This is a genomic window from Mesorhizobium sp. M0018, from assembly GCF_040323955.1.
In the GTDB taxonomy this organism is placed as follows: domain Bacteria; phylum Pseudomonadota; class Alphaproteobacteria; order Rhizobiales; family Rhizobiaceae; genus Mesorhizobium.
This window is the reverse complement of the sequence record NZ_JAMYVL010000019.1, coordinates 72,676-96,461: the sequence shown is the minus strand read 5'-3', so window position 1 is coordinate 96,461 and position 23,786 is coordinate 72,676. Positions and strand designations below refer to the sequence as shown.

General features: G+C 61.6%; 22 protein-coding genes and 1 tRNA gene. 8 read left to right on the top strand and 15 right to left on the bottom strand.

Annotation, left to right across the window (positions count from 1 at the left end):
- Window positions 1-12 precede the first annotated feature (12 nt).
- From NKJ81_RS23845 to NKJ81_RS23830, 4 genes are read right to left on the bottom strand one after another with little or no spacing between them, the layout of a single operon-like run.
- Window positions 13-1,599, bottom strand: a complete 1,587-nt coding sequence (locus NKJ81_RS23845) for an ATP-binding protein (RefSeq protein WP_352541959.1) — start codon at window positions 1,597-1,599, stop codon at window positions 13-15.
- On the bottom strand, window positions 1,587-2,279 hold the full coding sequence (locus NKJ81_RS23840) for a response regulator (protein ID WP_352541958.1): 693 nt from the start codon (window positions 2,277-2,279) through the stop codon (window positions 1,587-1,589). The genes NKJ81_RS23845 and NKJ81_RS23840 overlap by 13 nt, the downstream gene beginning before the upstream one ends.
- Before the next feature lie 4 nt (window positions 2,280-2,283).
- On the bottom strand, window positions 2,284-2,574 hold the full coding sequence (locus NKJ81_RS23835) for a hypothetical protein (RefSeq protein ID WP_352541957.1): 291 nt from the start codon (window positions 2,572-2,574) through the stop codon (window positions 2,284-2,286).
- Entirely contained in the window at window positions 2,571-3,833 is a 1,263-nt protein-coding gene (locus NKJ81_RS23830) for a DUF4153 domain-containing protein (protein ID WP_352541956.1), read from the bottom strand. Before NKJ81_RS23830 ends, NKJ81_RS23835 begins: the two co-directional genes overlap by 4 nt.
- A gap of 278 nt (window positions 3,834-4,111) precedes the next feature.
- On the opposite strand from NKJ81_RS23830, the gene NKJ81_RS23825 reads away from it, so the two are divergent.
- On the top strand, window positions 4,112-4,993 hold the full coding sequence (locus tag NKJ81_RS23825) for an HpcH/HpaI aldolase/citrate lyase family protein (protein ID WP_352541955.1): 882 nt from the start codon (window positions 4,112-4,114) through the stop codon (window positions 4,991-4,993).
- 28 nt (window positions 4,994-5,021) lie between these two features.
- Window positions 5,022-5,228 carry a DUF1737 domain-containing protein gene (locus NKJ81_RS23820; RefSeq protein ID WP_352458330.1) on the top strand — a complete coding sequence of 69 codons (207 nt, stop codon included), beginning with the start codon at window positions 5,022-5,024 and terminating at the stop codon, window positions 5,226-5,228.
- Between the two features lie 11 nt (window positions 5,229-5,239).
- Here the strand turns inward: NKJ81_RS23820 and NKJ81_RS23815 are convergent, their stop codons facing one another.
- Together NKJ81_RS23815 and NKJ81_RS23810 are read right to left on the bottom strand one after the other, a co-directional pair.
- A complete protein-coding gene (locus tag NKJ81_RS23815; protein WP_352541954.1) occupies window positions 5,240-5,665 on the bottom strand; it encodes a hypothetical protein in 426 nt (141 codons plus the stop codon).
- Between the two features lie 7 nt (window positions 5,666-5,672).
- Window positions 5,673-6,095 (bottom strand): metallopeptidase family protein, encoded by a 423-nt coding sequence (locus NKJ81_RS23810; RefSeq protein ID WP_352541953.1) that lies wholly within the window; start codon window positions 6,093-6,095, stop codon window positions 5,673-5,675.
- A 114-nt stretch (window positions 6,096-6,209) separates the two neighbouring features.
- Between NKJ81_RS23810 and NKJ81_RS23805 the strand changes: the two genes are divergently transcribed.
- The 4 genes from NKJ81_RS23805 to NKJ81_RS23790 all read left to right on the top strand — a co-directional run bounded on the left by NKJ81_RS23805 (window position 6,210) and on the right by NKJ81_RS23790 (window position 12,401).
- Window positions 6,210-6,461, top strand: a complete 252-nt coding sequence (locus tag NKJ81_RS23805) for a hypothetical protein (protein WP_352541952.1) — start codon at window positions 6,210-6,212, stop codon at window positions 6,459-6,461.
- 141 nt (window positions 6,462-6,602) lie between these two features.
- Window positions 6,603-7,685 (top strand): ImuA family protein, encoded by a 1,083-nt coding sequence (locus NKJ81_RS23800; RefSeq protein WP_352541951.1) that lies wholly within the window; start codon window positions 6,603-6,605, stop codon window positions 7,683-7,685.
- Window positions 7,618-9,096, top strand: a complete 1,479-nt coding sequence (locus NKJ81_RS23795; RefSeq protein ID WP_352541950.1) for a DUF6504 family protein — start codon at window positions 7,618-7,620, stop codon at window positions 9,094-9,096. The genes NKJ81_RS23800 and NKJ81_RS23795 overlap by 68 nt, the downstream gene beginning before the upstream one ends.
- On the top strand, window positions 9,093-12,401 hold the full coding sequence (locus NKJ81_RS23790) for an error-prone DNA polymerase (protein WP_352541949.1): 3,309 nt from the start codon (window positions 9,093-9,095) through the stop codon (window positions 12,399-12,401). The genes NKJ81_RS23795 and NKJ81_RS23790 overlap by 4 nt, the downstream gene beginning before the upstream one ends.
- A gap of 42 nt (window positions 12,402-12,443) precedes the next feature.
- Here the strand turns inward: NKJ81_RS23790 and NKJ81_RS23785 are convergent, their stop codons facing one another.
- From NKJ81_RS23785 to NKJ81_RS23770, 4 genes are all read right to left on the bottom strand, one after another.
- Window positions 12,444-12,683 carry a Trm112 family protein gene (locus tag NKJ81_RS23785; RefSeq protein WP_023675986.1) on the bottom strand — a complete coding sequence of 80 codons (240 nt, stop codon included), beginning with the start codon at window positions 12,681-12,683 and terminating at the stop codon, window positions 12,444-12,446.
- 84 nt (window positions 12,684-12,767) lie between these two features.
- The gene (locus NKJ81_RS23780; protein ID WP_352470870.1) at window positions 12,768-13,439 is read right to left on the bottom strand and encodes an LON peptidase substrate-binding domain-containing protein; all 672 of its coding nucleotides are present in this window, start codon (window positions 13,437-13,439) and stop codon (window positions 12,768-12,770) included.
- A 163-nt stretch (window positions 13,440-13,602) separates the two neighbouring features.
- A complete protein-coding gene (gene trxA / locus NKJ81_RS23775) occupies window positions 13,603-14,595 on the bottom strand; it encodes a thioredoxin (RefSeq protein WP_352541948.1) in 993 nt (330 codons plus the stop codon).
- An 85-nt stretch (window positions 14,596-14,680) separates the two neighbouring features.
- Window positions 14,681-15,178 (bottom strand): prolyl-tRNA synthetase associated domain-containing protein, encoded by a 498-nt coding sequence (locus tag NKJ81_RS23770; protein WP_352458336.1) that lies wholly within the window; start codon window positions 15,176-15,178, stop codon window positions 14,681-14,683.
- A gap of 230 nt (window positions 15,179-15,408) precedes the next feature.
- Between NKJ81_RS23770 and NKJ81_RS23765 the strand changes: the two genes are divergently transcribed.
- Window positions 15,409-15,483, top strand: a tRNA-Gly gene (locus tag NKJ81_RS23765).
- 131 nt (window positions 15,484-15,614) lie between these two features.
- Here NKJ81_RS23765 and NKJ81_RS23760 read toward each other — a convergent pair.
- The 5 genes from NKJ81_RS23760 to NKJ81_RS23740 form a co-directional block, all read right to left on the bottom strand.
- On the bottom strand, window positions 15,615-17,840 hold the full coding sequence (locus NKJ81_RS23760) for a mechanosensitive ion channel family protein (protein ID WP_352541947.1): 2,226 nt from the start codon (window positions 17,838-17,840) through the stop codon (window positions 15,615-15,617).
- Window positions 17,841-18,279: 439 nt separating this feature from the next.
- Complete coding sequence (locus NKJ81_RS23755) at window positions 18,280-19,350, bottom strand: adenylate/guanylate cyclase domain-containing protein (protein WP_352470874.1); 1,071 nt, start codon at window positions 19,348-19,350, stop codon at window positions 18,280-18,282.
- Between the two features lie 3 nt (window positions 19,351-19,353).
- Window positions 19,354-19,845 carry a Rab family GTPase gene (locus NKJ81_RS23750; RefSeq protein WP_254818889.1) on the bottom strand — a complete coding sequence of 164 codons (492 nt, stop codon included), beginning with the start codon at window positions 19,843-19,845 and terminating at the stop codon, window positions 19,354-19,356.
- A gap of 15 nt (window positions 19,846-19,860) precedes the next feature.
- A complete protein-coding gene (locus NKJ81_RS23745; protein WP_352541946.1) occupies window positions 19,861-22,518 on the bottom strand; it encodes an OmpA family protein in 2,658 nt (885 codons plus the stop codon).
- Between the two features lie 7 nt (window positions 22,519-22,525).
- Complete coding sequence (locus NKJ81_RS23740; RefSeq protein WP_352470876.1) at window positions 22,526-23,191, bottom strand: DUF3450 domain-containing protein; 666 nt, start codon at window positions 23,189-23,191, stop codon at window positions 22,526-22,528.
- Between the two features lie 408 nt (window positions 23,192-23,599).
- Here NKJ81_RS23740 and NKJ81_RS23735 point away from each other — a divergent pair, with 408 nt between their 5' ends.
- Complete coding sequence (locus NKJ81_RS23735; protein ID WP_352541945.1) at window positions 23,600-23,731, top strand: glycosyltransferase; 132 nt, start codon at window positions 23,600-23,602, stop codon at window positions 23,729-23,731.
- Window positions 23,732-23,786 lie beyond the last annotated feature (55 nt).

Genomic DNA, 23,786 nt, shown 5'->3' with positions numbered 1-23,786 from the left:
TGAACCGCCGCGTCACGCCGCCGGCAGGATGATCTCGAAGCGCGTGCCGCTCGCCGAGTCAACCAGCCGGATCGTGCCATCATGCGCTTTCAGGAGGGCCAGCACGATGCCGAGGCCCATGCCGGTGCCGCCGGAATCGCGGCGCGTGGTGAAGAACGGCTCGAAGATGCGGCCTCGGTTGCTGGGCGAAATGCCGGCGCCGTCGTCGTCCACCACAATGGTGGCCTTGCCGTCCGCGCTTGCGGCCGTGATCGAAACCAGCGTTGCGCCGTGCCGCGCCGAATTGTCGATGAGATTGGCCAGCACGATCGCCGCGTTTTCGGCCGATATGCGCAGACCGATCTGGGCGCCCGCCTCGAGGCGCAGCGCCAGCCTGTGGTCGGCCGGCAGCAGCGCCAGTGCAGCAGTGAGCGACGTGTTTTCGCCGCTCGGTTCGAGATTTTCGGCGCGCGCCAGGTCGAGCAGGCGGCGCACCAGAAGGTTGAGCCGGCCGGCATCGGTGACGATATTGTCCGAAAAACGCCGCCGCTCGGCCTCGTCCATCGCGCTGCCCGAATCGCGCAGCAGTTCGGCGGCCCCCTGGATCGCCGTCAGCGGCGATTTGAGCTCGTGCGAGACGTGGGTGGCAAAGGTTTGGATGCCGTCGGAGCGTGCGTGCAGCTTTTCGGCCATGTCGAGGAAAGCAGCAGAGAGTTCACCCATTTCGCGCGTGCCGTGGTGATCGAGCGGCCTGATCGCCGCGCGGTCGCCGGCGGCGATGCGTTTCGTGCGTTCCATCAGCGCATAGATCGGACGGCTGACGGCGCGCAGGAAGACCAGCCCGATCAGCAGCGCGCCGCCGAGGATGGCGATTGCCGCCAGCGCCACCTTGCCGCGCTCGCCATAGAGATGCTTGACGATGTTGTTCGGCGTCCGCGACAGATAGACGACGCCGGCGATCTTGCCGGAGACCGCAACCGGCATGGCGACAAAGACGCGAACCTTGGTGGCGCGGCTGACCGAATAGAGCGGCGGCGACGGCTGGTCGGGAACCCGCAGCCTGAGCGCGCTGGCGTAGCGGCCGGCAAGCGCTGCGCGAATCTCTTCGACAGCCGCGAGCGACAGGCCGGCCTCCTCACGGCCGGCGATGACCACGCCTCTGGGATCGAGCAGCCGGAAGCCGGCGAGCGTGGTCTTCTGCGTCTCGGCAAGAATGCCCGACAGGCGTGCGCCGATTGAAGCGAACGCGGGATCGGCGCTGGCCGCGGTGGCCGCGGGCCGGGTCGGCAGGATCCCGTCGGACGCAAGATCGAGGCCCGGTTCGATCGGCTGGTAGGGAGAGGCCCGATCGCTGGTGTTGGGTGAAGGCACGGGTGCGCCTAGCTTTTCCGGGGCAATGCCGGCCTCGCGAACCTCTTGCGCATAGATCGCGCCAAGGGCGGCGCCTTGGGCGATCAGCTCGGCCTCGGTCTGCCTGATCAGCTGGTTCTCGTAGAGCCGGAAGAAAAACAGGCCGGCCAGCGGCAGCGCCATCACCATGATCAGGATGGCGATGACGACCGTGGCAAGCCGTGGCCGCCATTTGCTGCCAACCCATTTTTGGGCGCTCAACTCCCGCATTTACCCAGCCGAAAACCGACGCCGTGCACGGTCTCGATCGCATCGACGCAGCCGACGGCCGCCAGCTTGGCGCGGATATTGCGGATATGGCTGTCGACGGTGCGGTCTGCGACATGGATATTGGCCGCATAGGCGTTGGCCATCACCATGTCGCGGCCAAGCACATACGCCGGCCGCGCCAAAAAGCCTTTCAGGATCGCGAATTCGATCGACGTCAGCGCCAGCGGCTTGCCGTCGAAGCTGGCTGTATGGCTTGCCGGCACCAGCAACAGTCTGCCATGCGAGAATTGCCGGTCGTCGGCTGGTTCCGGCGTGGGCCGCGCGCGGCGCAGAATGACGTTGACGCGGGCGACCAGCTCGCGCGGGCTGAACGGCTTGATGACATAATCATCGCCGCCCATCTCCAGCCCGAGGACGCGGTCGATCTCTTCATCCCGCGCGGACAGGAACAGCACCGGCAGGTCGGATGTGTGGCGCAGCCGCCGGCACACTTCCAGCCCGTCCATTTCCGGCATGCCGATGTCGAGCACGACGAGATCGGGCGCATGGCGCTCTATCGCCTGCAAGGCAGCCGCGCCGTCCGGCACCGCCAGCGTTTGCATGCCGGCCTTTTCCAGCGCGAAGCAGATGATTTCGCGAATGTGCGGGTCGTCGTCGGCGACCAGTATGTGGTGCGGCATCAAATCAGCGGCCCGGCATGAAGGGTTCGGACATCGGAGGAACCACGAACGGGCCACGCCTGTCGAGGGCGCGGTTGAGCCGCCAGTCACGAAAGCTCCAGCCCCGCCAGTTTTCCTGGCCGGCGCGGAAGCGTGCTTCGTCCTGTGCATACCAGCCGGCGAGTTCGCGGATGGAGGCATCCTCCGCGGAAACCGTCCTGCTCTGGTGCTGGACGAAGCGATCGAGCGCCGGCAAGGCGCCGGGCCCGAGCGAGCGCAGGTACCAGACGTCGAGCTGGGTGCCTTGGCCGGTCATTTCGAAGCAATGGTCGACATGTAGTTGGCGATCAGCGCGGCAAAGTTGATGAACGAGCAGGCATAGAGCGTCGCCGATAGCGTCAGAAGATTGGCGGCAAGCAGCCATTCGTTGGACTTTTCGCGCGCGATGCGGGCCATGATCAGGACAAGGCCCGCCGCCACCAGCCCCATCCAGACGAACGCAGCGACACGCCAATAGGTCAGCGCATAGATACCGATATAGAGATCGAGCCGCAGGATCGACGAGATCACCAGGAGGATGTTCTGCGCCACCCAGGCATAAACCAGCCGGCGGATGAGCGGATCGCCGGAGGTCGCGCTTCCCGGCCGCAGCGCCGCCAGCACGAAGCCGGCGGCCAGCAGCGCCGTGACGATCAGCGGATAGGCGCCGCGATGCGCGTAGGCGGCATAGGTCAGCCCGTCGGGAAGCGCGATGCCGCCCCACAGATAGGTGGCGTCGAGTGCGCTCTGCACCGCGAACAGGATGTTGAAGACGACGAGCGCGCGGAGGATAGCGGCCTTGCCGAAGACGATATCTTCGATCGTGGGACTTATGGCTGGCCTCGTCGGTGTGCTGGCAGGCGTTCCCAACCGGGGAATATGCCGGAGAAGCCGCGGCAGGCGCGGCCGCAGAAAGGCCCATACGCCGGCGAGCGCGAACAGCCAGAAGGCAAGACGCGGCAACTGCATGAGGTTGAGCAGGGCGAAGAGATCAATCAGCGAAAACCAGTATTCGATGACCGGATTGGCGGCGCCGAACAGCGCGAGGAACACTGCGCCGAGGCCCAGCGGCATGACCCAGACGGCGATCGCCGCAAGGCGCACGCGCCGCCGGCCAAGCCGCCGCGCCGCCGTGCGCCAGCGGAAGAAATCAAGAACGAGCCGAAATGGCGTTGCAACCAGGAACAGCGAGAGTTGGCCGGCAATACGGGCAAGGCCGCGCCGCAACCGTCCGGCCAGTGAAAGCGCGAAGATGGCCAGCCCCGCCAGCGCGATCGAGACGGACAGTGCGCTGACATTTTCCACAAGCGGCAGCAGCGCCATGAGCAGCGCAACCGGCTTGAACCAGAATTTGCCATCGTTGAAGGAGCCGAGAGGATGGAGAGCCATGCTCGCCGCGGCAATCGCAACGCCGAACAGGAAAAGCGTGATGCCCGCCGGTTGGCCATAGAAGAAAAAATCGGCCAGCGCGACGAGCAGGACGGCAACGCCGAAGCGGTTGCAATAGCTCGGCGCCGCCGGGAGGAATACTATCATGATCGGGCTTTCTCGGCGGCTTTGATGCGGCCGGTGGGCGGGGATTTCCGGACGAAAGGAAGGAGGTTTACCGAAGTCCGGGGCGGATCGACGAGCCACCAGCTTTCGCGGCGAAGCCGGTACGGCAGGGACCAGCGGGAGTTCGTTTGCTCTTGCATGCCGCGCTTGTCGCATCCGGTCGGGTGGCAAGCGGGGCGGAGACGAGGAGATTTTCCGAAATTGCGTGCAGTTTTTATGCACGGCTTGCCTCGGCCGGCTGCAGACGGCATAGATCGGAGATGACCACCGAAAGCTACCGCCCGCGCCGCTCGGTGCTTTACGTCCCGGCTTCGAACGACAAGGCGCTGGCCAAGATCCAATCGCTGGCCTGCGATACCGTCGTCATCGATCTCGAGGACGCCGTCGCCCCGGCCGACAAGCCTTCCGCGCGCGAAAAACTGGCGGCGATTTTCGCCGGCCGTTCCAACCGGCGCTGCGAGATGGTGGTGCGCATCAATGCGCTGTCGAGCGAATGGGGCGGCGCCGACCTGCTGGCCGCGGCAAAATGCACGCCCGACGCCATCCTGCTGCCCAAGGTCGACACGCCGCGCGACATTCTCGAGGCCGGCGACGTGCTCGACGACAATTTTATCGCCGACGAAGTCAAGCTATGGGCGATGATCGAGACGCCTAAGGCGCTGCTCAACATTGGGCCGATTGCCGAGCTCGGCCGCGATCCGGCCTCTCGACTGGCTTGTTTCGCTGCCGGAACGAATGACCTGGTCAAGGACACCGGAATTCTCGCCACGCCCGATCGGCGTTATCTCGTTCCATGGCTGATGCAAATGGTGCTCGCGGCGCGTGCCGGCGGCCTCGACCTGCTCGATGGCGTCTTCAATGATTTTCGCGATATGGACGGGTTTGCGCGCGAGTGCACGGAAGCGGCCGCCATGGGTTTTGACGGCAAGTCGCTGATCCATCCGGCTCAGATCGAAGCCGCGAACCGCGCCTTTGCACCGTCGCCCGAAGCAATAGCCGAGGCGCGCGCGGTCAAGGATGCCTTCGCGCTCGCCGAAAATACCGGTAGGGCGGTAGTTGCGCTGAACGGCAAGATGGTCGAGCGGCTGCATCTGGCGCAGGCCGAAAAACTGCTGGCGAAGGCCGCCGCTGTTCGCGCATGACTAACGTAACCGACGACAGGATTGAAGAATGAAACTCTACCGCTTTCTGTCCGGCCCGGACGATGCCAGCTTCTGCCACAAGGTGACGGCGGCGTTGAACAAGGGCTGGCACCTGTTCGGCTCGCCGACCTATGCCTATGACAAGGAGGCCAAGACCATGCGCTGCGGCCAGGCGGTGGTGAAGGATATCGAGGGCCAGGAATACGGCCCCGACACCAAGCTCAGCGATTGGTAGGGTGCTACCAGCTACGGCAGCCTTTCCCAGACGGCTCTGATTTCGTTGAGCCGCGCGTCTGCGAGCCCGTCGACGTCATCGCAGCTGAAATAGAGTATCGATAGCGCTGCAAGCAGGCCGGGATAACCGGAGACGTAACCCATCTTCGTAAGTATCTCGGGAACCGGCAGTCGCTTGCGTTCGACCAAGGAGATCGCGCATTCTGCAGTCAGAGATGCCACCGGGTGGTCGACTTCGGATAGCCAAAAGTCGACCAGAGCTAGGAGAATGGCGGGCTCGACGGCAGCACTTGCGGGCAGATGGCAAAGCTCGCTAAGTGCTAAGAACGCGGCATTCGGCGAAATCCTCACTGCGGATTCGATCAGTTCCCGGCTCAGTGAAATGTCGTGATACGGCCAATTGCAATCGATCAGATCGGCAAATTCTGCTTCTGTCATCTGAGTGCTATTCAGCCGCTTCCTCGATCCGCTCCATATCGTCGTCCGACAGGCCGAAATGGTGGCCGATCTCGTGGATCAGCACATGGGTGACGATGTCGCCCAGCGTTTCCTCGTTCTCGGCCCAATAGTCGAGGATGGCGCGGCGATAGAGCGTGATGCGGTTCGGCCCCTCGCCGGTCTGCGGGTTCCAGCGCTCGGCGATGCCGCGCCCCTCGAACAGGCCGAGCAGGTCGAAGGGCGTTTCCAGCGACAGGTCGTCCATGATCTCGTCGGTCGGGAATTCGGCGATCTGGATGACGATCTCGCCGGTCAGCTTGCGAAACTCCTCCGGCAGATGGGCATAGGCCTCCAGCGCCAGGAGCTCGATTTCCTCCATCGACGGCGAAAGCTGGTCGTGCCAGATGCGGGTTTGGTAGATGCGAGCCATGCGTTATCCCTTTGATCCCGGCATATAGGCTTTCGGGTCGGACTCGGCAAATGACGCCGCAGATTCAAGGGCGCAATCTGTCATCCGCTCTGGTCTAGGGATGGCCTTTGCGGGATGATGGACGTCGCCTCCATCGTTCTGTCAGAGTCGAGTGTTCAAATGCCATTCAGCAACCAATTCGTCAGAAGCGCAGCAATTTGTGGAGGGTTTGGCGCACTGCTTCTTTTGGTGCTGGTGGTCTTGACCAGTTATCTCGGCAGGAATTCCGAGTTGGTCAGCCTGCTTCGGATGCTTGTCGGCGCCATCATAGGCGTCATGATCGTCTGGCTGGTTTTAGGGATGGCCCGGAAGCGGCCGGGTCGATAACTCACGGGAAGTTCCTGTTTCGTGAACGGCCCGCTAAAATCGGGCAGGAATAAATTCCCCATGACTCCGCTTGACTCTTCATCCTCCCTCTGGAATCTATAAGAACATAACAGGAACAATTGTGAGTGGAAGCTGACCGTCATGGCGACAAGCGCCGTGGCGCGGGAGACTGTTTTTGCCCTGCGCCGCCAGATCGCGAAGATCGAAGGGACCTTGCCCGAGCGCCTGGAGGCGCCGGCCAGTTCGTCGTTTGACGCGGATGTCCCTCGTCAGAGTCTGACACCCTCTCGGCATCCGACACCCGCTCGGAATCTGACCATTGTCCGGCGCGGCCTCGCCGTGGCGCCGCCCGATGCGTTTTTGCGCACCGGCGCCGAGCGCCTCGATGCTGCGCTGAGCGGCGGCCTGCCGAAGGCGGCGGTGAGCGAGTTTCATGGCGCCGCGACCCGCGATGCCGGGGCCGTTGCCGGTTTTGCCTTGTCGCTCGTCAGCCTGATCCTCAGCCAGGGGCCGCGATTGCCGGTGCTGTGGATCGGCACATCCGAGGTTTTCCGCGAGGCCGGCTTTCCCTATGCCAGGGGGCTTCACGCCTTCTTCGGCATCGAGCCGGAGCAATTGCTGTTTTCCGAGGCGCCAGGGCTGCTCGATGCGCTGTGGATCGCCGAGGAGGCTGCCCGGATGACGGCGCTGGCCGCCGTCATCCTCGAAATCCGCGGCAGCCCGCAGCGGCTTGACCTCACCGCGACGCGGCGGCTGCACGCCCGCGCGCAGAGTGCGGGCCGGCCGCTGTTCCTGCTGCGCCAGGCCGGCGAGCCCGAACCGACGGCAGCGCCCGTCCGCCTCATCCTGTCGGCGGCACCGGCGGCAACGCGTAAGACGCTTGCCGGGCCGCTCGCCGGCTCGATCGGCCGACCCGCCTTCACCGTCGCCATCGGCAAGAGCCGCACGGCCTTGCCCGGAAAATTCACACTGGAGTGGAACCCCGATGAACGCATATTCGAAGAAAGACGGGGCGAGCAAGGAAGGTCTCAGGAATGGACCCCAGAACGGCCAAAGAATCCTATCCCTGTGGTTTCCGCATCTCGCCGCCGAGAGGATCCTGCGGCCGCGTCTGGGGCGGTCCTGGCGTTCCCGGCCGTCGGATCACCTGCCGCTGGTGATCAGTCACCGCGACCGGAACGCCCAGCGCATCGCCGCCCTCGACGAGCGGGCCGAGGCGCTTAATCTGAAGCGCGGCATGGGCATAGCCGACGCACGCGCCATGCATCCCTCGATCGACATCGTGGAGGCCGATCCGGAGGCCGACCGGCGCCTGCTCGAAGGCCTCGCCGACTGGTGCGACCGCTATACCCCGCTGGTGGCGCTTGACGGGACCGACGGCCTCTATCTCGACGTCACCGGCTGCACCCATCTTTTCGGCGGCGAACGCTCGATGCTGGACGATATCCTGTCGCGTTTTTTCCATCAGGGCTTCGATGTCCGCGCCGGGCTTGCCGCCACGCCTGGTACTGCCTGGGCGGCGGCGCGGTTTGCTGGCGACCGCATCGTGCCCGATGGTGAGGAGGAAGCGCTTCTCGCGCCCTTGCCGCTGGCGGCGCTGCGCATCGACCCGGAGGTACGCGCCAGCCTCGAAAGCGTCGGCCTGCGCACGGCGGGCGCCGTCATGGCGGCACCGCGCGCGCCGCTGGCCCGCCGCTTCGGCGCATCGCTGCTCTTGCGCCTCGACCAGGCGCTTGGCCGCCTCGAGGAGGCCGTGTCGCCGCGCCTGCCGGTGGCACCGCTTTCGGTCGAGCGTCACCTTGCCGAGCCGATCATGCTGACCGAGGACATCGAGCGGCTGACCGGCATGCTGGCGACCACCTTGAAGAGCGACCTCGAGCGTCGCGGCGAAGGCGCAAGGCGGCTGGCGCTGCTGCTTTTCCGCGTCGATGGCGGCGTCAGCCGCATCGCCGTCGGCACCTCGCGGCCTCTGCGCGAGCCGCGGCTGATCCAGAAATTGTTCCACGAAAGGCTTGCCGCGCTCAAACAGGATATCGACGCCGGCTATGGCTTCGATCTCGTGCGCCTTTCGGTGCTGACCGCCGCCGCCTTCGACATGCAGCAGGCCGACCTTGCCGGCGAGACGAGCGACGACGGTGCCGATATCGCGCTTTTTGCCGACCGCATTCGCGCCCGGCTCGGCGAAGGCGCGGTCTTGAAGCCGGTCGCCGTCGAGAGCCATTTGCCGGAGCGCGCCGTCGCCACCCTTCCCTTCACGGAGGCGCCGCAGAGAAGCTCGCCGCCGAAGCAGCCGGACAAGGCGAAGGACGCTCCCACGACCGTCTTCCAGCCGGAACGGCCGATCCGGCTTTTCCGTTCGCCCGAGCCGATCGAGGTGCCGGCCACCGAAATGCCGGAAGGCCCGCCTTTGAACTTCCGCTGGCGGCGCGCGCTCTACCGGGTCGCGCGCGCCGAAGGGCCGGAGCGCATCGCGCCGGAATGGTGGCGAGGGGCGGCGGGACGAGAAGATGCCCCGACCCGGGATTATTTCCGCATCGAGGATGCCGACGGCCGCCGTTACTGGCTCTATCGCCAGGGCCTTTACGGCGCCTCGCAGCCCTCGCCGCGCTGGTTCATGCATGGGATCTTCGCATGAATGCGCTGACGGCCAACCCCTATGCCGAATTCGGCATCCAGTCGAACTTCTCGTTTCTGCGCGGTGCCTCGAAACCGGAGGAGTTGGTGGTCGCGGCAAAATTCCTGGGGTTTTCGGCGATCGGTCTCGCCGACCGCAACACGGTGGCGGGCGTGGTGCGCGCCTGGCAGCAGGCCAAGGTGGAGGGTGTTTCCTATCATCCCGGCTGCCGCCTGGTTTTTTGCGACGGCACGCCGGACATCCTCGCCTACCCGCAGGACCGCAAGGGCTGGGGGCATCTCTGCCGCATGCTGACACAGGCCAATCTGCGTGACGAGAACGAAAAAGGGGCGACGCTCCTCAAACAGAGCGATCTTCTCGAATGGGGCGATCTCCTGTCGCTCGCCATACTGCCGGATGTGTCGGCGGACGCGGAAACCAGCCTCGCACTCCTTAGCCGGCTCAAGGATCGTTTCGGTGAAAACCTGCGGCTTGCGGTTTCGCCGGATTACCGCGGCAACGACCGCTTCCGTATCGAGCAGGCGGCAGCGATGGCGGATCTGGCCGGCATCCCGTTGATGGCGACCAACGATGTTCTCTACCATACGTCGGAACGGCGCCCGCTGCAGGACGTGCTGACGGCGATCCGCCTCAATGTGCCCGTCGCTGAGGTGGGGCTGGAGCTGGCGGCCAATGCCGAGCGTCACTTAAAGCCGCCGCTGGAGATGGCACGGCTTTTCCGCAGGCATCCGCAAGCGCTGGCGGAAACGCTGCGTTTTGCCGGCGAGCTGACCTTCTCGCTCAGTGACCTGCAATACAACTATCCCGACGAGCCGACGGAATCGGGTCTTGGGCCTCAGGCCGAACTGGAAAGGCTGGCCAAGGAGGGAGCCGCCATCCGCTACCCCTCGGGCGTGCCCGCTTTTGTGACGCAGCGCATCGAGGAGGAGCTCGCTCTGATCGAGCGCCTGAACTACGCGCGCTATTTCCTGACTGTCCACGACATCGTCAAATTCGCCCGCAGCCAGAACATTCTCTGCCAGGGGCGCGGCTCTGCCGCCAACTCGATCGTCTGCTTCTGCATTGGCATCACCGAAGTCGGCCCGGACAAGATCGAAACGCTTTTCGAGCGCTTCATTTCCGAGGAAAGAAACGAGCCGCCCGACATCGACGTCGATTTCGAGCATGAAAAGCGAGAGGAGGTCATCCAGTACATCTATTCCAAATACAGCACCAAGCGCACCGCGCTGGCCGCCGCCGTCGTCAGCTACCGGGGCCGCTCGGCGATGCGCGAAGTGGCCAAGGCGATGGGCCTGTCGGACGACGTCCGGGGCGCGCTGTCCAGTTCGATCTGGGGCTGGTCGACCTCGGAGCTCGGCGAAAAGGAGACAAAGGCCGGCGGCCTCGATCGGACCGATCCATCGACAAGGCATGTGATCGAATGCGCCAACGAGATCATGGGCTTTCCCCGTCATTTGTCGCAGCATGTCGGCGGTTTCGTCATCACCCGGGACCGGCTCGACGAGATCGTGCCCATCGTCAAGACGGCGATGGACGAGCGCAAGATGGTCGAGTGGGACAAGGACGATCTCGACGCGGTGAAAATCCTTAAAGTGGACGTGCTGGCGCTCGGCATGCTGACCTGCCTGCAGCGCGCCTTCACCCTGCTCCAGGATCATTATCCGCAGGCGCGGGACGAGTACGGCCTGCCCTATGTGCTGGCCACTCTGCCTGCCGAGGACAAGCATGTCTACGACATGATCTGCCGTGCCGACACGATCGGCGTCTTCCAGATCGAATCGCGCGCGCAGATGTCGATGCTGCCGCGGCTGCGGCCGAAAAGCTTTTACGACCTCGTCATCGAGGTGGCGATCGTGCGGCCCGGCCCGATCCAGGGCGACATGGTCCACCCTTATCTGCGCCGCCGGCAAGGCAAGGAAAAACCCGAATATCCCAAGCCGGAACTGGAAAAAATACTCGGCAGGACGCTGGGTGTGCCGCTGTTCCAGGAGCAGGCGATGAAGATCGCCATCGTTGCTGGCGGCTTCAGGCCGGGCGAGGCCGATGAACTGCGCCGCGCCATGGCGACATTCAAGCGCACCGGCACGATCGGCAATTACCGCAAGAGAATGGTCGACGGCATGGTCGCCAAGGGCTACGAAAAAGACTTCGCCGAGCGCTGCTTCAAGCAGATCGAGGGTTTTGGCGAATACGGCTTTCCCGAGAGCCACGCCGCCTCCTTCGCCCTGCTGGTCTATGCCTCCTGCTGGTTCAAGACCTTCTATCCCGACGTGTTCTGCGCCGCGATCCTGAATTCCCAGCCGATGGGGTTTTACCAGCCGGCCCAGCTTGTCCGCGACGCGCATGACCACGGCGTCGAGATCCGCGAGGTCGACGTCAATTTTTCCGGCTGGGATTGCGCCTTGGAGAAATCGCCTTTCGATCCGGATCGTATCCTTGACCGCCATGCCCAGATGCGCGGCGTCATCCGGACCAGCCATGCCGTCCGGCTCGGCTTTCGCCAGGTCAAGGGCCTGTCGAAGGAGCGCATGGAAGCGTTTGTGTCGAGGCGCGGCGCCGGCTATGCATCCATACGCGACGTCTGGCTGCGCTCGGGCCTCAACGTCGACGAGATCGAAAAACTGGCGCAGGCCGACGCTTTCCGGTCGCTTGGATTGAACCGTCGCGACGCTCTATGGGCGGTCCGCGCGCTCGACGGCAAGAGTGCCGCCGAAAAGCTGCCGCTGTTCGACCAGCCGGCGATCCGCTTGCGCGATCTGGAGCCTGCAACCAGGCTCCCGACAATGCCGCTCGGCGAGCACGTCGTCCACGACTACCGCTCGCTTGGCCTGTCGCTGAAGGCGCACCCGGTCGCCTTCCTGCGTCAAAGGCTGGATCGTTCCGGCGTCACGCCCAATGTGCGGCTCGGCCAGGTGCGGGACGGCCGGCGCGTTTCGGTCGCCGGCCTCGTGCTGGTGCGGCAGCGGCCGGGCAATGGCAAGGCGATTTTCCTGACGCTGGAAGACGAGAATGCGGTCGCCAACATCATTTTCTGGGAAAGGACTTTTGACCGCTTCCGCCCCATCGTCATGGGCGCGCGTCTCATCCGCGTCACCGGCAAGCTGCAATCGGAATCTGACGTCATCCATATCGTCGCCGAGAAGGTCGAGGATCTGACGCCGTGGCTGTCGGTGCTGCTTGAACAGGCAGGGCCCGCGGACAGACTGTCGAGCAGTGCAGACGAGGCTCAGCCTGACACCATCGCGCAAACGGAACTATTGGGAAAGGCGGAGAAGGTCATGCCCAAAGGGCGCAATTTTCAATAGAGGCGCGAAAGATCGCGACGGAGCGGCTCTGAACCGCAGCACTCAGGGCGTTCCACCCAGGCGCGGCGGCGGTGGCATGGCATCATCTATGGTGATGACACGCGCTTCCGATGGCAGCATGATCGGAATGCCGTCCCGCACCGGATAGGCAAGCTTTGCCACCCGCGAGATAAGCTCGCCGCGCTCCGGATCCCAGGCGAGCGGCCCCTTGGTCAGCGGGCAGGCCAAGAGTTCCAGCAGCTTGGGGTCGACGGTCCTGTTCCCGTCACGTCCATCCGCCATTCGATCCATCCTTTCCACAAGGCAATCGGTTAAGGTTTCGAGCGCGGACTTCCCCTTCTCCCCCTTGTGGGAGAAGGCAAGAACCTACTGCAAACTCGAACCGAAATCCTCATTGTCGCGCGCCAGCGCCATTTCGGTGATGGCGATCAGGGTCTCGGCGCGTGTCTTCAGATCGGCCGCTTCGAGCAGCGCCTGTTTCTCGGCCGGCCCGTAGGGCGCCATCATCGACAGTGCGTTGACCAGCATGGCGTTTTCGGCGCGGCTGACGCTTTCCCAGTCGGCCTCCAGATCGTTAGCCTGCAGATAGGCGCGAAACGCTTTGAGCAGCGCCGGCCGGTCGATCTCGGCGTCTGCCTGCTCCTCGTCGAGATCGGCGAGAAAGGGTGCCAACCGGCACTGCCGGAACGGTGTTTTGACCGTGAGCTCCTGGACAATACGGAACCGGCACACGCCCTGCAGCGAAATCAGGTAACGGCCGTCGCCGCTCTCGGACAGCGCAATGATGCGCCCGGCGCAGCCGACATTGCAGAGCTCCGGCTCGCCGTCGGGACGCAGCGCACCGTTAAGGCTGGGCTGGATCATGCCGATCAGCCGCGGCCCGGCGATCGCCTCGTCGACCATCTGCAGATAGCGCGGCTCGAAGATGTTGAGCGGCATGCGGCCTCCCGGGAGCAGCAATGCGCCCTCAAGCGGAAAGATCGGCATGGTCGACGGTAAGTCCGCAGCGAGCCGGTAATGCGCGTTTCCCGCCTGCACCTCAATCCTCCGATCGCTTTGTCAGGAAGCGCACAAAATCCGTCTCCTCCCGGCCGGCACAAGGCGCAACACCGGAAACCTGAAATCGAACGCCGTCCGAAAACCTAATCTGGCGCAGCCGCGGCCTACCGCAAGCCCGCGCGACAAAACAGTCTGCGCCGGCTCAGGAAAACAGCAGCGACGACAGTTTGCGCCGTGCCGACAGCGTTGCTTCGTCGGTCATGCCCCATGCCTCGAAGAGCTGCAGCAACTGGGTTCTGGCGCCGTCGTCGTTCCACGAGCGGTCGGCCTTGATGATCGCCAGCAGATTGTCGGCCGCCGCCATGCGATCACCCTTGGCGTTCTGGATCATGGCAAGCTCGAACCGTGCCTGGTGATCCCCGGGATTTTCGGCCAGCCGCCGTTCCAGTTCCGCCGGATTGCCGAGCACTGCTGCTTGCGCGGCGAGCGCCATCTTGGCCCGCAGCGCGGCGAGCTGGGGCGCATCCTTCTTTGCTTCCGGCGCCCGCGCCAGCACCGCCTCGGCACCTTCGGCATCGCCGGCCTCGAACAGCAGATCGCCCAAGCCAGCGATCGCCTCGATTGTCTCCGGCGCCTGTTCCAGGATGGCATCGTAAATGTCGGCCGCCGTCTGCACGTCCCCGGCGTCGCGCGCTTCGGCGGCCGCGGCAAGCGCCTCGGCAACTTGCGGCGCACCGCCGTTCTTGCCGCCGACCTTTTGGATGAATTGCGTGATCTGACTCTCGGGAATGGCGCCCATGAAGCCGTCGACCGGCTGGCCGTCCTTGAAGGCAATGACCGCCGGTATCGACTGGATGCCAAGCTGGCCGGCGATCGATGGATGGTCGTCGATATTCATCTTGACCAGCTTGACCTTGCCACCGGCGGCTTTCACCGCCTTCTCCAGCAGCGGCGTCAATTGCTTGCAAGGGCCGCACCACGGCGCCCAGAAATCGACCAGCACCGGCTGGTGACGCGATTCCTGGATCACGTCAGCGGCAAATCCAGCGGTCGTTGTGTCCTTGATGATGTCGGCCGGCGCCTCCGCAAGCGCGACCTTCTCACGCGCGGCATCGGTGCCGCCATATTGCACGGTGGTGGCATACCGGCCGCCATTGCTGCCAAATGGGCCGCCAAAGGGGTTGCTATCACTCATCTCGTCGCCTTTCGGTCGCGCCGCCGGCCAAGGGACGGGCGCAACATCCTTCTTTAGAACCCGGTTTCAGTCACCCATGTGGCGATCATGCCGAGACTTTCAAGATAACAGCATCATGTCCGGTTGCCTCGACGAATTTGACCAGGTCCGCGGCAGCGATGGAAGTCGTCGCTTCGTTGGTCAGCGGGTGGGCATTGACCACCGCATGGCTCATCAGCTCCTCGTCCAACACGACCTTGACCCTTCGCTCGGTGTCGTTGATCAGCCCGAACACCGTGACCGCGCCCGGGACGACGCCGAGAAGCTCCATCAGCATCTCCGGCCGGCCGAAAGACACGCGCCCCGCAGCGCCGATCAGATGGTGGATCTGCTTGAGATCGACCACCGCCTCCTCGTCGACGCTGACCAGGAAGAAATTGTCCTTCTTGTCCTTGAGGAACAGGTTCTTGGTGTGGCCGCCGGCAATCTCGCCGCGCAGCGCCTGCGAATCGGCGACCGTGAACAGCGGCGGATGCCGCCGCGTCGATACCTCGATCCCGAGTCCGGCAAGAAAGGCGAAAAGTTCGGCTTCGGTCTTCGGCATCGGTCTTTCTTCTGATGGCCCGCTTTCAACGGCTTGTTCGGCTAACGCCGTTTACGGCCAATGATGCGGCCAAGACAAGCCCGTCGCGCAACGCGGGGGTGATTGCCTTGCGACGTCCCGAGGAGCGCTTCTCCGCATTGCCGGCGAAGCAAAAAGCCTGCGAATTCCCTGTTGCAATCGCCGCGCTCTTCAGCCATATAGGCGCGGCTTGCGGCCCAAAAGCCGCGCGAGCGGGTGTAGCTCAGGGGTAGAGCACAACCTTGCCAAGGTTGGGGTCGAGCGTTCGAATCGCTTCACCCGCTCCAGTTTCCTTGAGGGGAATCAAGCGATTAAGAGGCGCCTTTCGGGGCGCCTTTTGCTTACGTGGCGAAAAGAGTGTCCCTGCCATGGCGATGCGCGGAAAGCCGCGCTGTGACCAGCAGGTGTCGCAGCTTTTCTATTCCGTTGTGCTAGCTTTTTTTCTGCGCCGAATAGTGTGCGACTGCGCGACGGCCATTTTCAACTCGGGCGTGATCTCCAACGGTGCATTCTCTGCCCCATGTTGGTTCTGTAGCCCCTGGACCTGGACGGTCGGAAATGGGAGTTCGATGCCCTGCTCCTTGAAGACCTGGCGGAGGCGTACATAGAATTTGCGTTTCATACCGAAGGCGCCTCCCGGCTTGGTTGTGGCCTTGACCCTCAATACGATGCCGTATTCGCCGAACTCCTGTACGCCCTGCATCTTGATCGGGTCGAGCACCCAGTGTTTGAACTCGGGATCTTCCGCCAGTTCGAGGCCGATCCGCTTGATCAGCTTGCGAGCGAAGTCGATATCGGTGTCATAACCAACGGTGATGTTGAATTTGTCGATAACCCAGTCACGGCTCTGGTTCTGGACTGCCCCGAGTTCACCGAAAGGTATCGTGAACAGCGGACCACGATGGTGGCGCAGCTTCACCGAGCGCAGCGAAAAGCTTTCCACAGTACCCTTGTAATTGCCCGATGAAATGTATTCGCCAACACGGAACGCATCATCGAGCAGAAAAAACACGCCTGAAATGACGTCCTTGACAATGGTTTGTGCCCCAAAGCCCACGGCGACGCCGACGACGCCAGCGCCGGCGATCAATGGGCCGATCTGGATACCCAGCGAGGCGAGCATCATAAGCACCGCCATCACGATGATCGATGCGAGCAGAATATTCTGGAGGATCGGCAAGAGCGTGTGCAGCCGTGCCTGCTGCGGATCGAGGATCGGGACGTCCTCGTCGCTGATCACAGGGTGCGGTGTTTCTATGCCCAGCTTTCGTTCGATCAAAGCTTTGATGATCGACCAGCCGAAGTCGGCGGCGAGGGCAATGACCACGACATTGATCAAGCCGCGCAATATGAACGTCGTCGTCGTATCGCTGTCCCGCATGGATTGCATGTCCAGACCCCAGACACGTGCGAGAAGGTAAGCCGCCGCCAGGATGAAAATCATTCGGATTCCGCGATCGATGACAGCGATCGTCACCGCCGGGATCGTGGGCCGGCCGACATCTTCCGAACCTGGCCGCAGAACGAAATTAACCCCGCGCTGCGTCACCACGATTGCCAAAGGCAGGAAGAATGCGGCGAAGGTGAACCAGAAGTATGTATAAAGGCCAGCGATACGCTGCAGGAACAGGACGACGAAATAAGCAGTCAATAGCCATGTCGCTTCCGTGTGACCGATGTGGCGCGCACCGTCTCGCTGCGTTCTTGGCCGACGCCAAATGGCGAGCAGCAGGAGCAACAGCAGCACGAAATCGGCGCCCAGTGACAGGACCATCATTCCGTCCTGATCGATGCCGAGACCTGGCAAGAGGATAAACGCGGCGCCGAAGAAGGCGAAGACGCCGACGATCCGGGGTAGCCAGTAGGACCAATGGTCAGCCGCTTCGTTGGTGATCGGCAAAGCACGAACCTCGACGGCGTTCTCGACGTTCATGAAGGAAGGGACGAGCATGGCCATGACGTACATGCGCACACCCCATGTAACGACTGCCGCCATCAGAAATGTCAGTACAATCTCGCGGATAAGCATCGGCCAGTCGAACAACATGAACGCGCCGGCGCTGCCCAGTGCGAAAGAGACTATCAGCATGCTGGAATAAAGCAGGCGGCCACCAATCTTCTTGGCTCGCCCAACAGGCGTATCCTTCAGTTGCGCGATAATCCAAAGACGAAATGGACGGGTGAGCTTGAATGTTGCCCAAGTGAGTGCCAGGCCGGCAGCTATGAACATTGCAATCAGCACAAATACGCCGGCAGGCCCCTTGCTGGACATATCCTCCATCGTCTCTGCCCGAACGCGCGCGAACTGGCCTGGCAGCAAGGGCAAAGTTCGCACGATTCTTTCGATATGATGCCTGATCCCATCGAGCGTCGAGGATGCCATCGTATTCATCTGGCCTGGTGCGGCCACGGCGCCGGACGATGCGTCGGTCGGCGAAGCCCCTCTCTCGGCGGGCGCTCCCGTTGATCCGGCGTCCTGATTTCGCTGTTCGGCCACCCAGGCCTTCACTGACGGATCGTCGAGAAGCTCGAGCAGCTGTTTGACCCTTTCAGGCGGGACGGTCGCGGGCGCCTGCGCCTGCGCCTGACCAGCCAACAAAAGGGCGATCGCAAAGACGAGCGGCCTGGCAATCAGGGCAAACATCGCAGTCAGGTCTCCGAGACGCCGTGCCGGGCGCGCCAGGTTCCTGGCGCCCAATCGTCGAGTCATGAGTGGCATCGTGCTGTTAACCTTCCGGTCGGATCGGCGAGTAACGACATCTATGTCCGTTGTTGCCCTACCTTGAAGAAACCGATGTTGCGGTGCAAGACGTCATCGTTCCGAGCCAGACCGTTGCGCCGGGTACTTGGCGGTGTTTATTTAGCCGCGGGGGCAGGACATTCCGACCTCGGCCCAGGCCTCCGGCCGTTCTATGAACTGGGCATCGACGTTAAATCTCAGGAACTGATTTCCTGAGTTGACCAGGACAGACCTTTGGCGGTCGCTCGGTGGTCAACTGCTTCGCGCACCGCTGCGGACATTCGAAACCATGATGTTGCTTGAGATGCAATGCGCTTCCGGGTCGGCACTGCCATGCGGCAAATCAGGCCGGGAGCCGCCACATTCGCACACGACCTGTACCACGCAATTCCGTTTCCTGGAGTGGGTCGCAAGCAAAATTTGGTCCAAGCAGTTGATGAGTTGCATCCGAAATACGGATTTCATCGGGCTCCGCGGACGTTTGGATACGTGCGGCGAGATTAACGGTGTCGCCCCATAGGTCATAGGCAAACCGCCTTTTGCCTATGACGCCCGCCACGATTGGTCCTGAGTGAATTCCAATTCTGAGTCTTATCGGTTCTCCTGCGAAGCGTTCGCGCTTAACCGCCTTCCGCAGTTCAAGTGCATAGTGCGCAAGGGCTTCCGCATGATCGGATCGCGCGGTGGGCAGGCCAGCGACCACCATCACACAATCGCCGATTGTCTTGATCTTTTCGCAGCCGTATCGCTCCGAGAGCAGATCCGCCGCCTTGAAGAAGTAATTTAAAATAGCGAGCGTCGTCACGGCTCCGACGCTCCGCGCTCTTTCCGTAAAGCCGACGATGTCGGCAAAAAGCACACTCACCTCCGCATGGTTGTCTGCAATTTGTTCGTGCGCTTTTAGCCGCTCCGCGATCGACGCCGGAAGAATGTTGAGGAGTAGGGCTTCGGCGCGCTGGTATTCACGCGACAATCCCTCTTGGCTCGCCCTCAACGCCTCGTTTGTCGATTGTAATTTCTCGTTGAGTTGACGCTCCCTCTCTTGCAGAAGCGTCATTTCATAAGCCTTCTGTTGAAGCCGCTGCCTATTGTCGCGTTCGGCAGTGGCGTCAAGAAAGAGCAGCCACACGCAGGCATTGTCAGCAAAAAGATGGAGGTCCGCGACACGCCCGCTGGGCAGTTCGACCATGGCCATATCATATGGAAGCTCGGGGCAGGGCAATAAACCTTCCATGAATTCAAGCTGCTCGGCAACAGGCTTACCTATGCGAACTGACGAGAGTCCGTAATGGTTAACGTTACCGCCCTTCGCAGCTATGCAAAGCTGGGCGTCGATTTTCAGATATGCGACCGAGCGCTCCTTGTAGAAGAAATCGTAAATCCAGCTTCTAACTTCTCTTGGCAAGACATCCATGGTTTATTTGCTGACCATCGAAGCAAGTTGACGAAACGCATCATCAACATGTTCGCCCGAAAGCGCACTTGTCAGATAGATTTGCCATCCAAGTTGCCTCAGTTCGTCAATTTCACTATCCGATATTGCCCATCGATCGGCCAGATCGGATTTGTTGAACAGCAATACAAACGGCATAGCGCCGAATTCAGCCTCGGCCCGCTCGCGCAACGTGAGCGCAACGGCAAGAGTAGCAGCGCGTGTTCCATCGACGACAAGCACGAGCCCACTCGCACCTCGCACATAGCTGACGCGGAATGAGCCGATATCGTCTTCGCCGGCCAAATCCCACAAAATCAGATCCACGGTTTTGTCCGGGAATGCGACACTCTTCTTGTCGATTTTCACTCCCACCGTGGTCAAGTAGGTTTCTGAAAAGATGCTTTGCACAAACCTGCGAACCAGACTCGTCTTTCCGACAGCGAACCCGCCCAACATACAGATCTTCTTTTGCAATATCCTGGGCTCCGCCTAGTGGAAGTTTACCGTAACCGAAACTCTGCGGTTGGCGGAGTTCCCGGTTCGGCTATTTTCAATCTCCGCTGGCTCAAAGGTGCCCGCGCCGCGAACCAAGAGCAACTCCGGATCGACGCCGCGCTTCTTGAGAAGCGCACGAACTGTCTCCGCGCGCGCGGCGCTGATCGACAACTTGGCCGTTTCACGGCCCGTCTCGTCCGAATGGCCGGTCAACATGAACTGTGCTGTTACGCCTGCCTTGCGGGCGTCCTCGGCCAATTCCTTCAACTGATTCGCCAATTTGTCGAGAACCGGCAGTTGCTCTGGTCCCGGTACAGCCTTGCCAGAATCGAAGAAAATGTTGACCGCTTGAATAGCCTCCCTCAAATGAGTGAGTTGCGGAGGGGTCAACTCACGCAGCTCGGAGAGTTCTAGAGAGAGTCCGTCCGCGGACAGCTGTTGGGCGGCGACCCGCGCCCGATCTATCCAGGCGGCAGGAGCTTCACCCTGGGCAACGATGCGATCCTTGATGATCGAAAGCCGTACTGAATCCGGCGGAGTCAGCGACGCCATCAGCCGCTTCACCACGAACTTCGGATCAAGGCTTTGATAGAATTGCCACTGTGAATGAACGCGAGCAGGATCGACCCCTGTTCCGGACAGCAGAGCCTTCGGGTCGGCGGCCTGCGGGTCTCTCAGGCCGGAAATATAGAAATGTCCCCCCCTCGCCGTTTGTTGGGCGACGATGATTCCCGCTTGGGCCTCCAGTCGCGACACATAAGTCTGCCAGTGCTCCGCCGCGCGTGCCTCGGGGCTCACATCACGAACCTTGGAGATGTCGAATTCCGGTCCGCCTGCCGAGAGCTGTCGGGCCGCTGCGCGTGCGCGGTCTATCCAGATGTCGGGAGCCTCACCCTCGGCAACGATGCGATCCTTGACGATCGAAAGCCGTACTGAATCCGGCGGGGTCAGCGATACCATCAGCCGCTTCAGGACGAACTTCGGATCAAGGCTCTGATAGAATTGCCACTGCGAATGAACGCGGGCGGGATCTACCTCCGTTCCGGACAGCAGAGCCTGCGGGTCGGCGGCAAGCGGGTCTCTCAGGCCGGCAATATAGAATTGGCCATCACGCACCTTTTGTTGGGCGACGATGATTCCCGCTTGGGCCTCCAGTCGCGACACATAAGTCTGCCAGTGCTCCGCCGCGCGTGCTTCGGGGCTCACATCACGAACCCTGGAGATGTCGAATTCCGGTCCGCCTGCCGAAAGTTGTTGGGCCGCTGCGCGCGCCCGATCTATCCAGGTGTTGGGAGCCTCACCCTCGGCAACGATGCGACCATTGACGATCGAAAGTCGTACTGAATCCGGCGGAACCAGCGACGCCGTTAGCCGCTTCAATACGAACTCCGGATCAAGACTCTGATAGAATTGCCACTGTGAATGAACGCGGGCGGGATCGACCTGCGTTCCGGCCAACAGCGACTGCGGGTCGGCGGCAAGCGGGTCTCTCAGACCGGCAATATAGAATTGGCCATCACGCACCTTTTGTTCGGCAACGATGATGCCCGGCTGGGTCCCCAGTCGCGACACATAGGTCTGCCAGCGCTGCACGGATTGCCAGGAAAGAAAGAACCAACCGCCTGCCGGAATCAAAACCAGCAGGACTGCAGCCACGACCAGCCACGGAAATCCCTGGTTTGATTCCTCCTGCTTCAGTTCAACGCAGGTCTGCAACTGCGTCTCTACGCCGGCCAACTGCGAACTGTCGCCGTCAAACTGCTCTAGAGCCTGTGAGCATTCATCATGGATGCGAAGCAATACATCGCGAATTATTTCATGTAATTCCTCCGGCGGATTTCCCCGGATCACCGCAACCAAGGTCGCAAACGGTCCAACTTCCGACCAGAGACGAAGCTCTCCGAAACGAATGGTATCCAGGCCGCTCTGTTCTTTCTCGTTAAATGAGTCTTTTACAAAATCTTGAATTGCACTAAGCATAGAAGAAATGAGTTGAGGATCTTCGCTAGTTGCATTATCGGCAGTTACATGCGCTATCAAAAGCCCGGAATTGCGATTGATTAGAAAGACGTGTTCTACACGATAAACAAGAGAATGCTTAAGAACAACTTCTGAGAAGCTTGCTCCTGTTCTCCACGCTTCAAGTCTCCACTTGAGCCCGTGCCAGGTAAATATATGTCTTAAAGTTTCATTCAACGATTGAAAGGTCTGGTCGATCTTTTCGCCGATCGACTTGCGAATAGCCGGCAGAAACACCGGGTACAATATATCCGTCAGCGTACGCGGGCTCTTCTGGATGGACCGTTGCACGGCCCTCTCGACAGCTGGCGCAAGGGCCTCTCCGAGTTGCGCATGAGGCGCACGTGCGGCTGCACTGGGGAGAACGCTCCCCACCGCAGCCGCAAGCTGCTCGGGTTCGTCGAGCAGGTGCGTAACTCGTGAAAGCTCCGAAATTTCGCGGCCGACCAGCAACTGGCGCAGCGTATCCATGCGAGGGTCGGCGGTTGGGATTCCGTCGAGACGCGCACGATAGTCCGGATCAACGTTCCGGGCAATTTCGATCAAAAGGCGAGCCAGCGCCTCGCGATCAATCTCTGTATCGTTCGAAGCTGCTCTTTGAGGGAGGCTGATTGGGTCGACAGTCGACGTCAAGTTCCGATCAACTCACTTTCCAGGTACGCTCCGAGTTGTTCTTGCTGCCGACGGGATCCTGATTTAGACATTTTGCAACCTCAACAAACAGGCCAGCCAAAAGATTTCGGTCGGTCTTGACATTGCCAAGATCGGAAAACATTTTCTCCATCAGCATCTGAATGCTTTCATTCTTTTGCTTGATTTCCTCACGCAGCAAATGATCGTTTCGATTTATCCGGTCCGCAACTTCCCGCTCAAGCTCGCTCAACTGATCCGACAACGCGCGCACCTGCTTTTCGAGCGCCTGATTTTGCTCGCGAAGATTCCGATCAATCTCCTTATCGGCGTCGGCTCGCGCGTCCTTTTCGTTCCGCAATTGCGCCGCAAGCGAGTCGACCTGCTTCTTTGCATTTGACTCGTACATTTCAAGATTGCGCTTGGCCTCGGATTCGACATCCTTGAAGCGCTGCAAGACCCGTTCTTCAAGCTTGGAAAAGCGGCGGTCATAGTCCTGCATCTGGTTGCCGAACAGCAGATCACGTATCTTGTCGACACCTACAGCGTCGCCGGGGGCCCCACTCTCGCGAGCCTGGCCCGCCATGAAGGTCAGCCCGCTTCCGTCTGCATTACTTATCAGATTTGCGTCCGCTTTATTTGCCGAAGAAGCGGTACTCGAAGATTCCTTGGCCATCCCATGCCCCTTCTTTTGAACATTGCCACAACGCTAATTTAGCAACTGGTAAACTTGCCAGTAAAATTGTCGACCCGCAAGCCGGAATCTTCTCGGCTTAAGTCGGTTCGAACGTCCCCCATTCGGGTAGATTTCGACATGCGGCTCGATCCGGATCAGCTCGCGCTCGCGTCTTCGCCCGCGATCATCTTTATGCAGATGAAATGCGAGAGCGGAGATGCCCTGGCGCATCGACCTCAGCTCCAAGCCGTCGGGCATTCGCGCTGCCATTCAGCCTGTGTTCAAGTCTTTTTTGCCCGCCTCTAATTCGCCCTTATCTTGACAGGGCAGTGCTGCCAGCCGATGCCGTCATCCGGTTTTGACATTTGCCAACTCTTGCCGAGGAAAACGGAAGCTCGATGATCCAGGATGCTACCGCAGGGCGGTGTGGTACCGATGCTCAATGCCGAGCAAACCGTCGGCGCAATGCTTGCCGGCATCCGCCGGCAGACCTGCCAGATACTGGATATAGTGGTGATGGACGATGGGTCGACGGACTGATCGGCGTCGATTGTGACGGCCTACGCCGAGAAAGATCAACACATCTTGTTCTACC

Coding starts and splice junctions, on each gene's coding strand:
- NKJ81_RS23735 (WP_352541945.1), top strand. CDS start 23,600: ATGCTACCGCAGGGCGGTGTGGTACCGATGCTCAATGCCGAGCAAACC.
- NKJ81_RS23820 (WP_352458330.1), top strand. CDS start 5,022: ATGAAACTCTACCGCTTTCTGTCCGGCCCGGACGATGCCAGCTTCTGC.
- NKJ81_RS23790 (WP_352541949.1), top strand. CDS start 9,093: ATGAATGCGCTGACGGCCAACCCCTATGCCGAATTCGGCATCCAGTCG.
- NKJ81_RS23755 (WP_352470874.1), bottom strand. CDS start 19,350: ATGGATGTCTTGCCAAGAGAAGTTAGAAGCTGGATTTACGATTTCTTC.
- NKJ81_RS23760 (WP_352541947.1), bottom strand. CDS start 17,840: ATGTTTGCCCTGATTGCCAGGCCGCTCGTCTTTGCGATCGCCCTTTTG.
- NKJ81_RS23815 (WP_352541954.1), bottom strand. CDS start 5,665: ATGACAGAAGCAGAATTTGCCGATCTGATCGATTGCAATTGGCCGTAT.
- NKJ81_RS23800 (WP_352541951.1), top strand. CDS start 6,603: ATGGCGACAAGCGCCGTGGCGCGGGAGACTGTTTTTGCCCTGCGCCGC.
- NKJ81_RS23830 (WP_352541956.1), bottom strand. CDS start 3,833: ATGATAGTATTCCTCCCGGCGGCGCCGAGCTATTGCAACCGCTTCGGC.
- NKJ81_RS23825 (WP_352541955.1), top strand. CDS start 4,112: ATGACCACCGAAAGCTACCGCCCGCGCCGCTCGGTGCTTTACGTCCCG.
- NKJ81_RS23770 (WP_352458336.1), bottom strand. CDS start 15,178: ATGCCGAAGACCGAAGCCGAACTTTTCGCCTTTCTTGCCGGACTCGGG.
- trxA (WP_352541948.1), bottom strand. CDS start 14,595: ATGAGTGATAGCAACCCCTTTGGCGGCCCATTTGGCAGCAATGGCGGC.
- NKJ81_RS23810 (WP_352541953.1), bottom strand. CDS start 6,095: ATGGCTCGCATCTACCAAACCCGCATCTGGCACGACCAGCTTTCGCCG.
- NKJ81_RS23840 (WP_352541958.1), bottom strand. CDS start 2,279: ATGCCGCACCACATACTGGTCGCCGACGACGACCCGCACATTCGCGAA.
- NKJ81_RS23835 (WP_352541957.1), bottom strand. CDS start 2,574: ATGACCGGCCAAGGCACCCAGCTCGACGTCTGGTACCTGCGCTCGCTC.
- NKJ81_RS23805 (WP_352541952.1), top strand. CDS start 6,210: ATGATGGACGTCGCCTCCATCGTTCTGTCAGAGTCGAGTGTTCAAATG.
- NKJ81_RS23740 (WP_352470876.1), bottom strand. CDS start 23,191: ATGGCCAAGGAATCTTCGAGTACCGCTTCTTCGGCAAATAAAGCGGAC.
- NKJ81_RS23785 (WP_023675986.1), bottom strand. CDS start 12,683: ATGGCGGATGGACGTGACGGGAACAGGACCGTCGACCCCAAGCTGCTG.
- NKJ81_RS23845 (WP_352541959.1), bottom strand. CDS start 1,599: ATGCGGGAGTTGAGCGCCCAAAAATGGGTTGGCAGCAAATGGCGGCCA.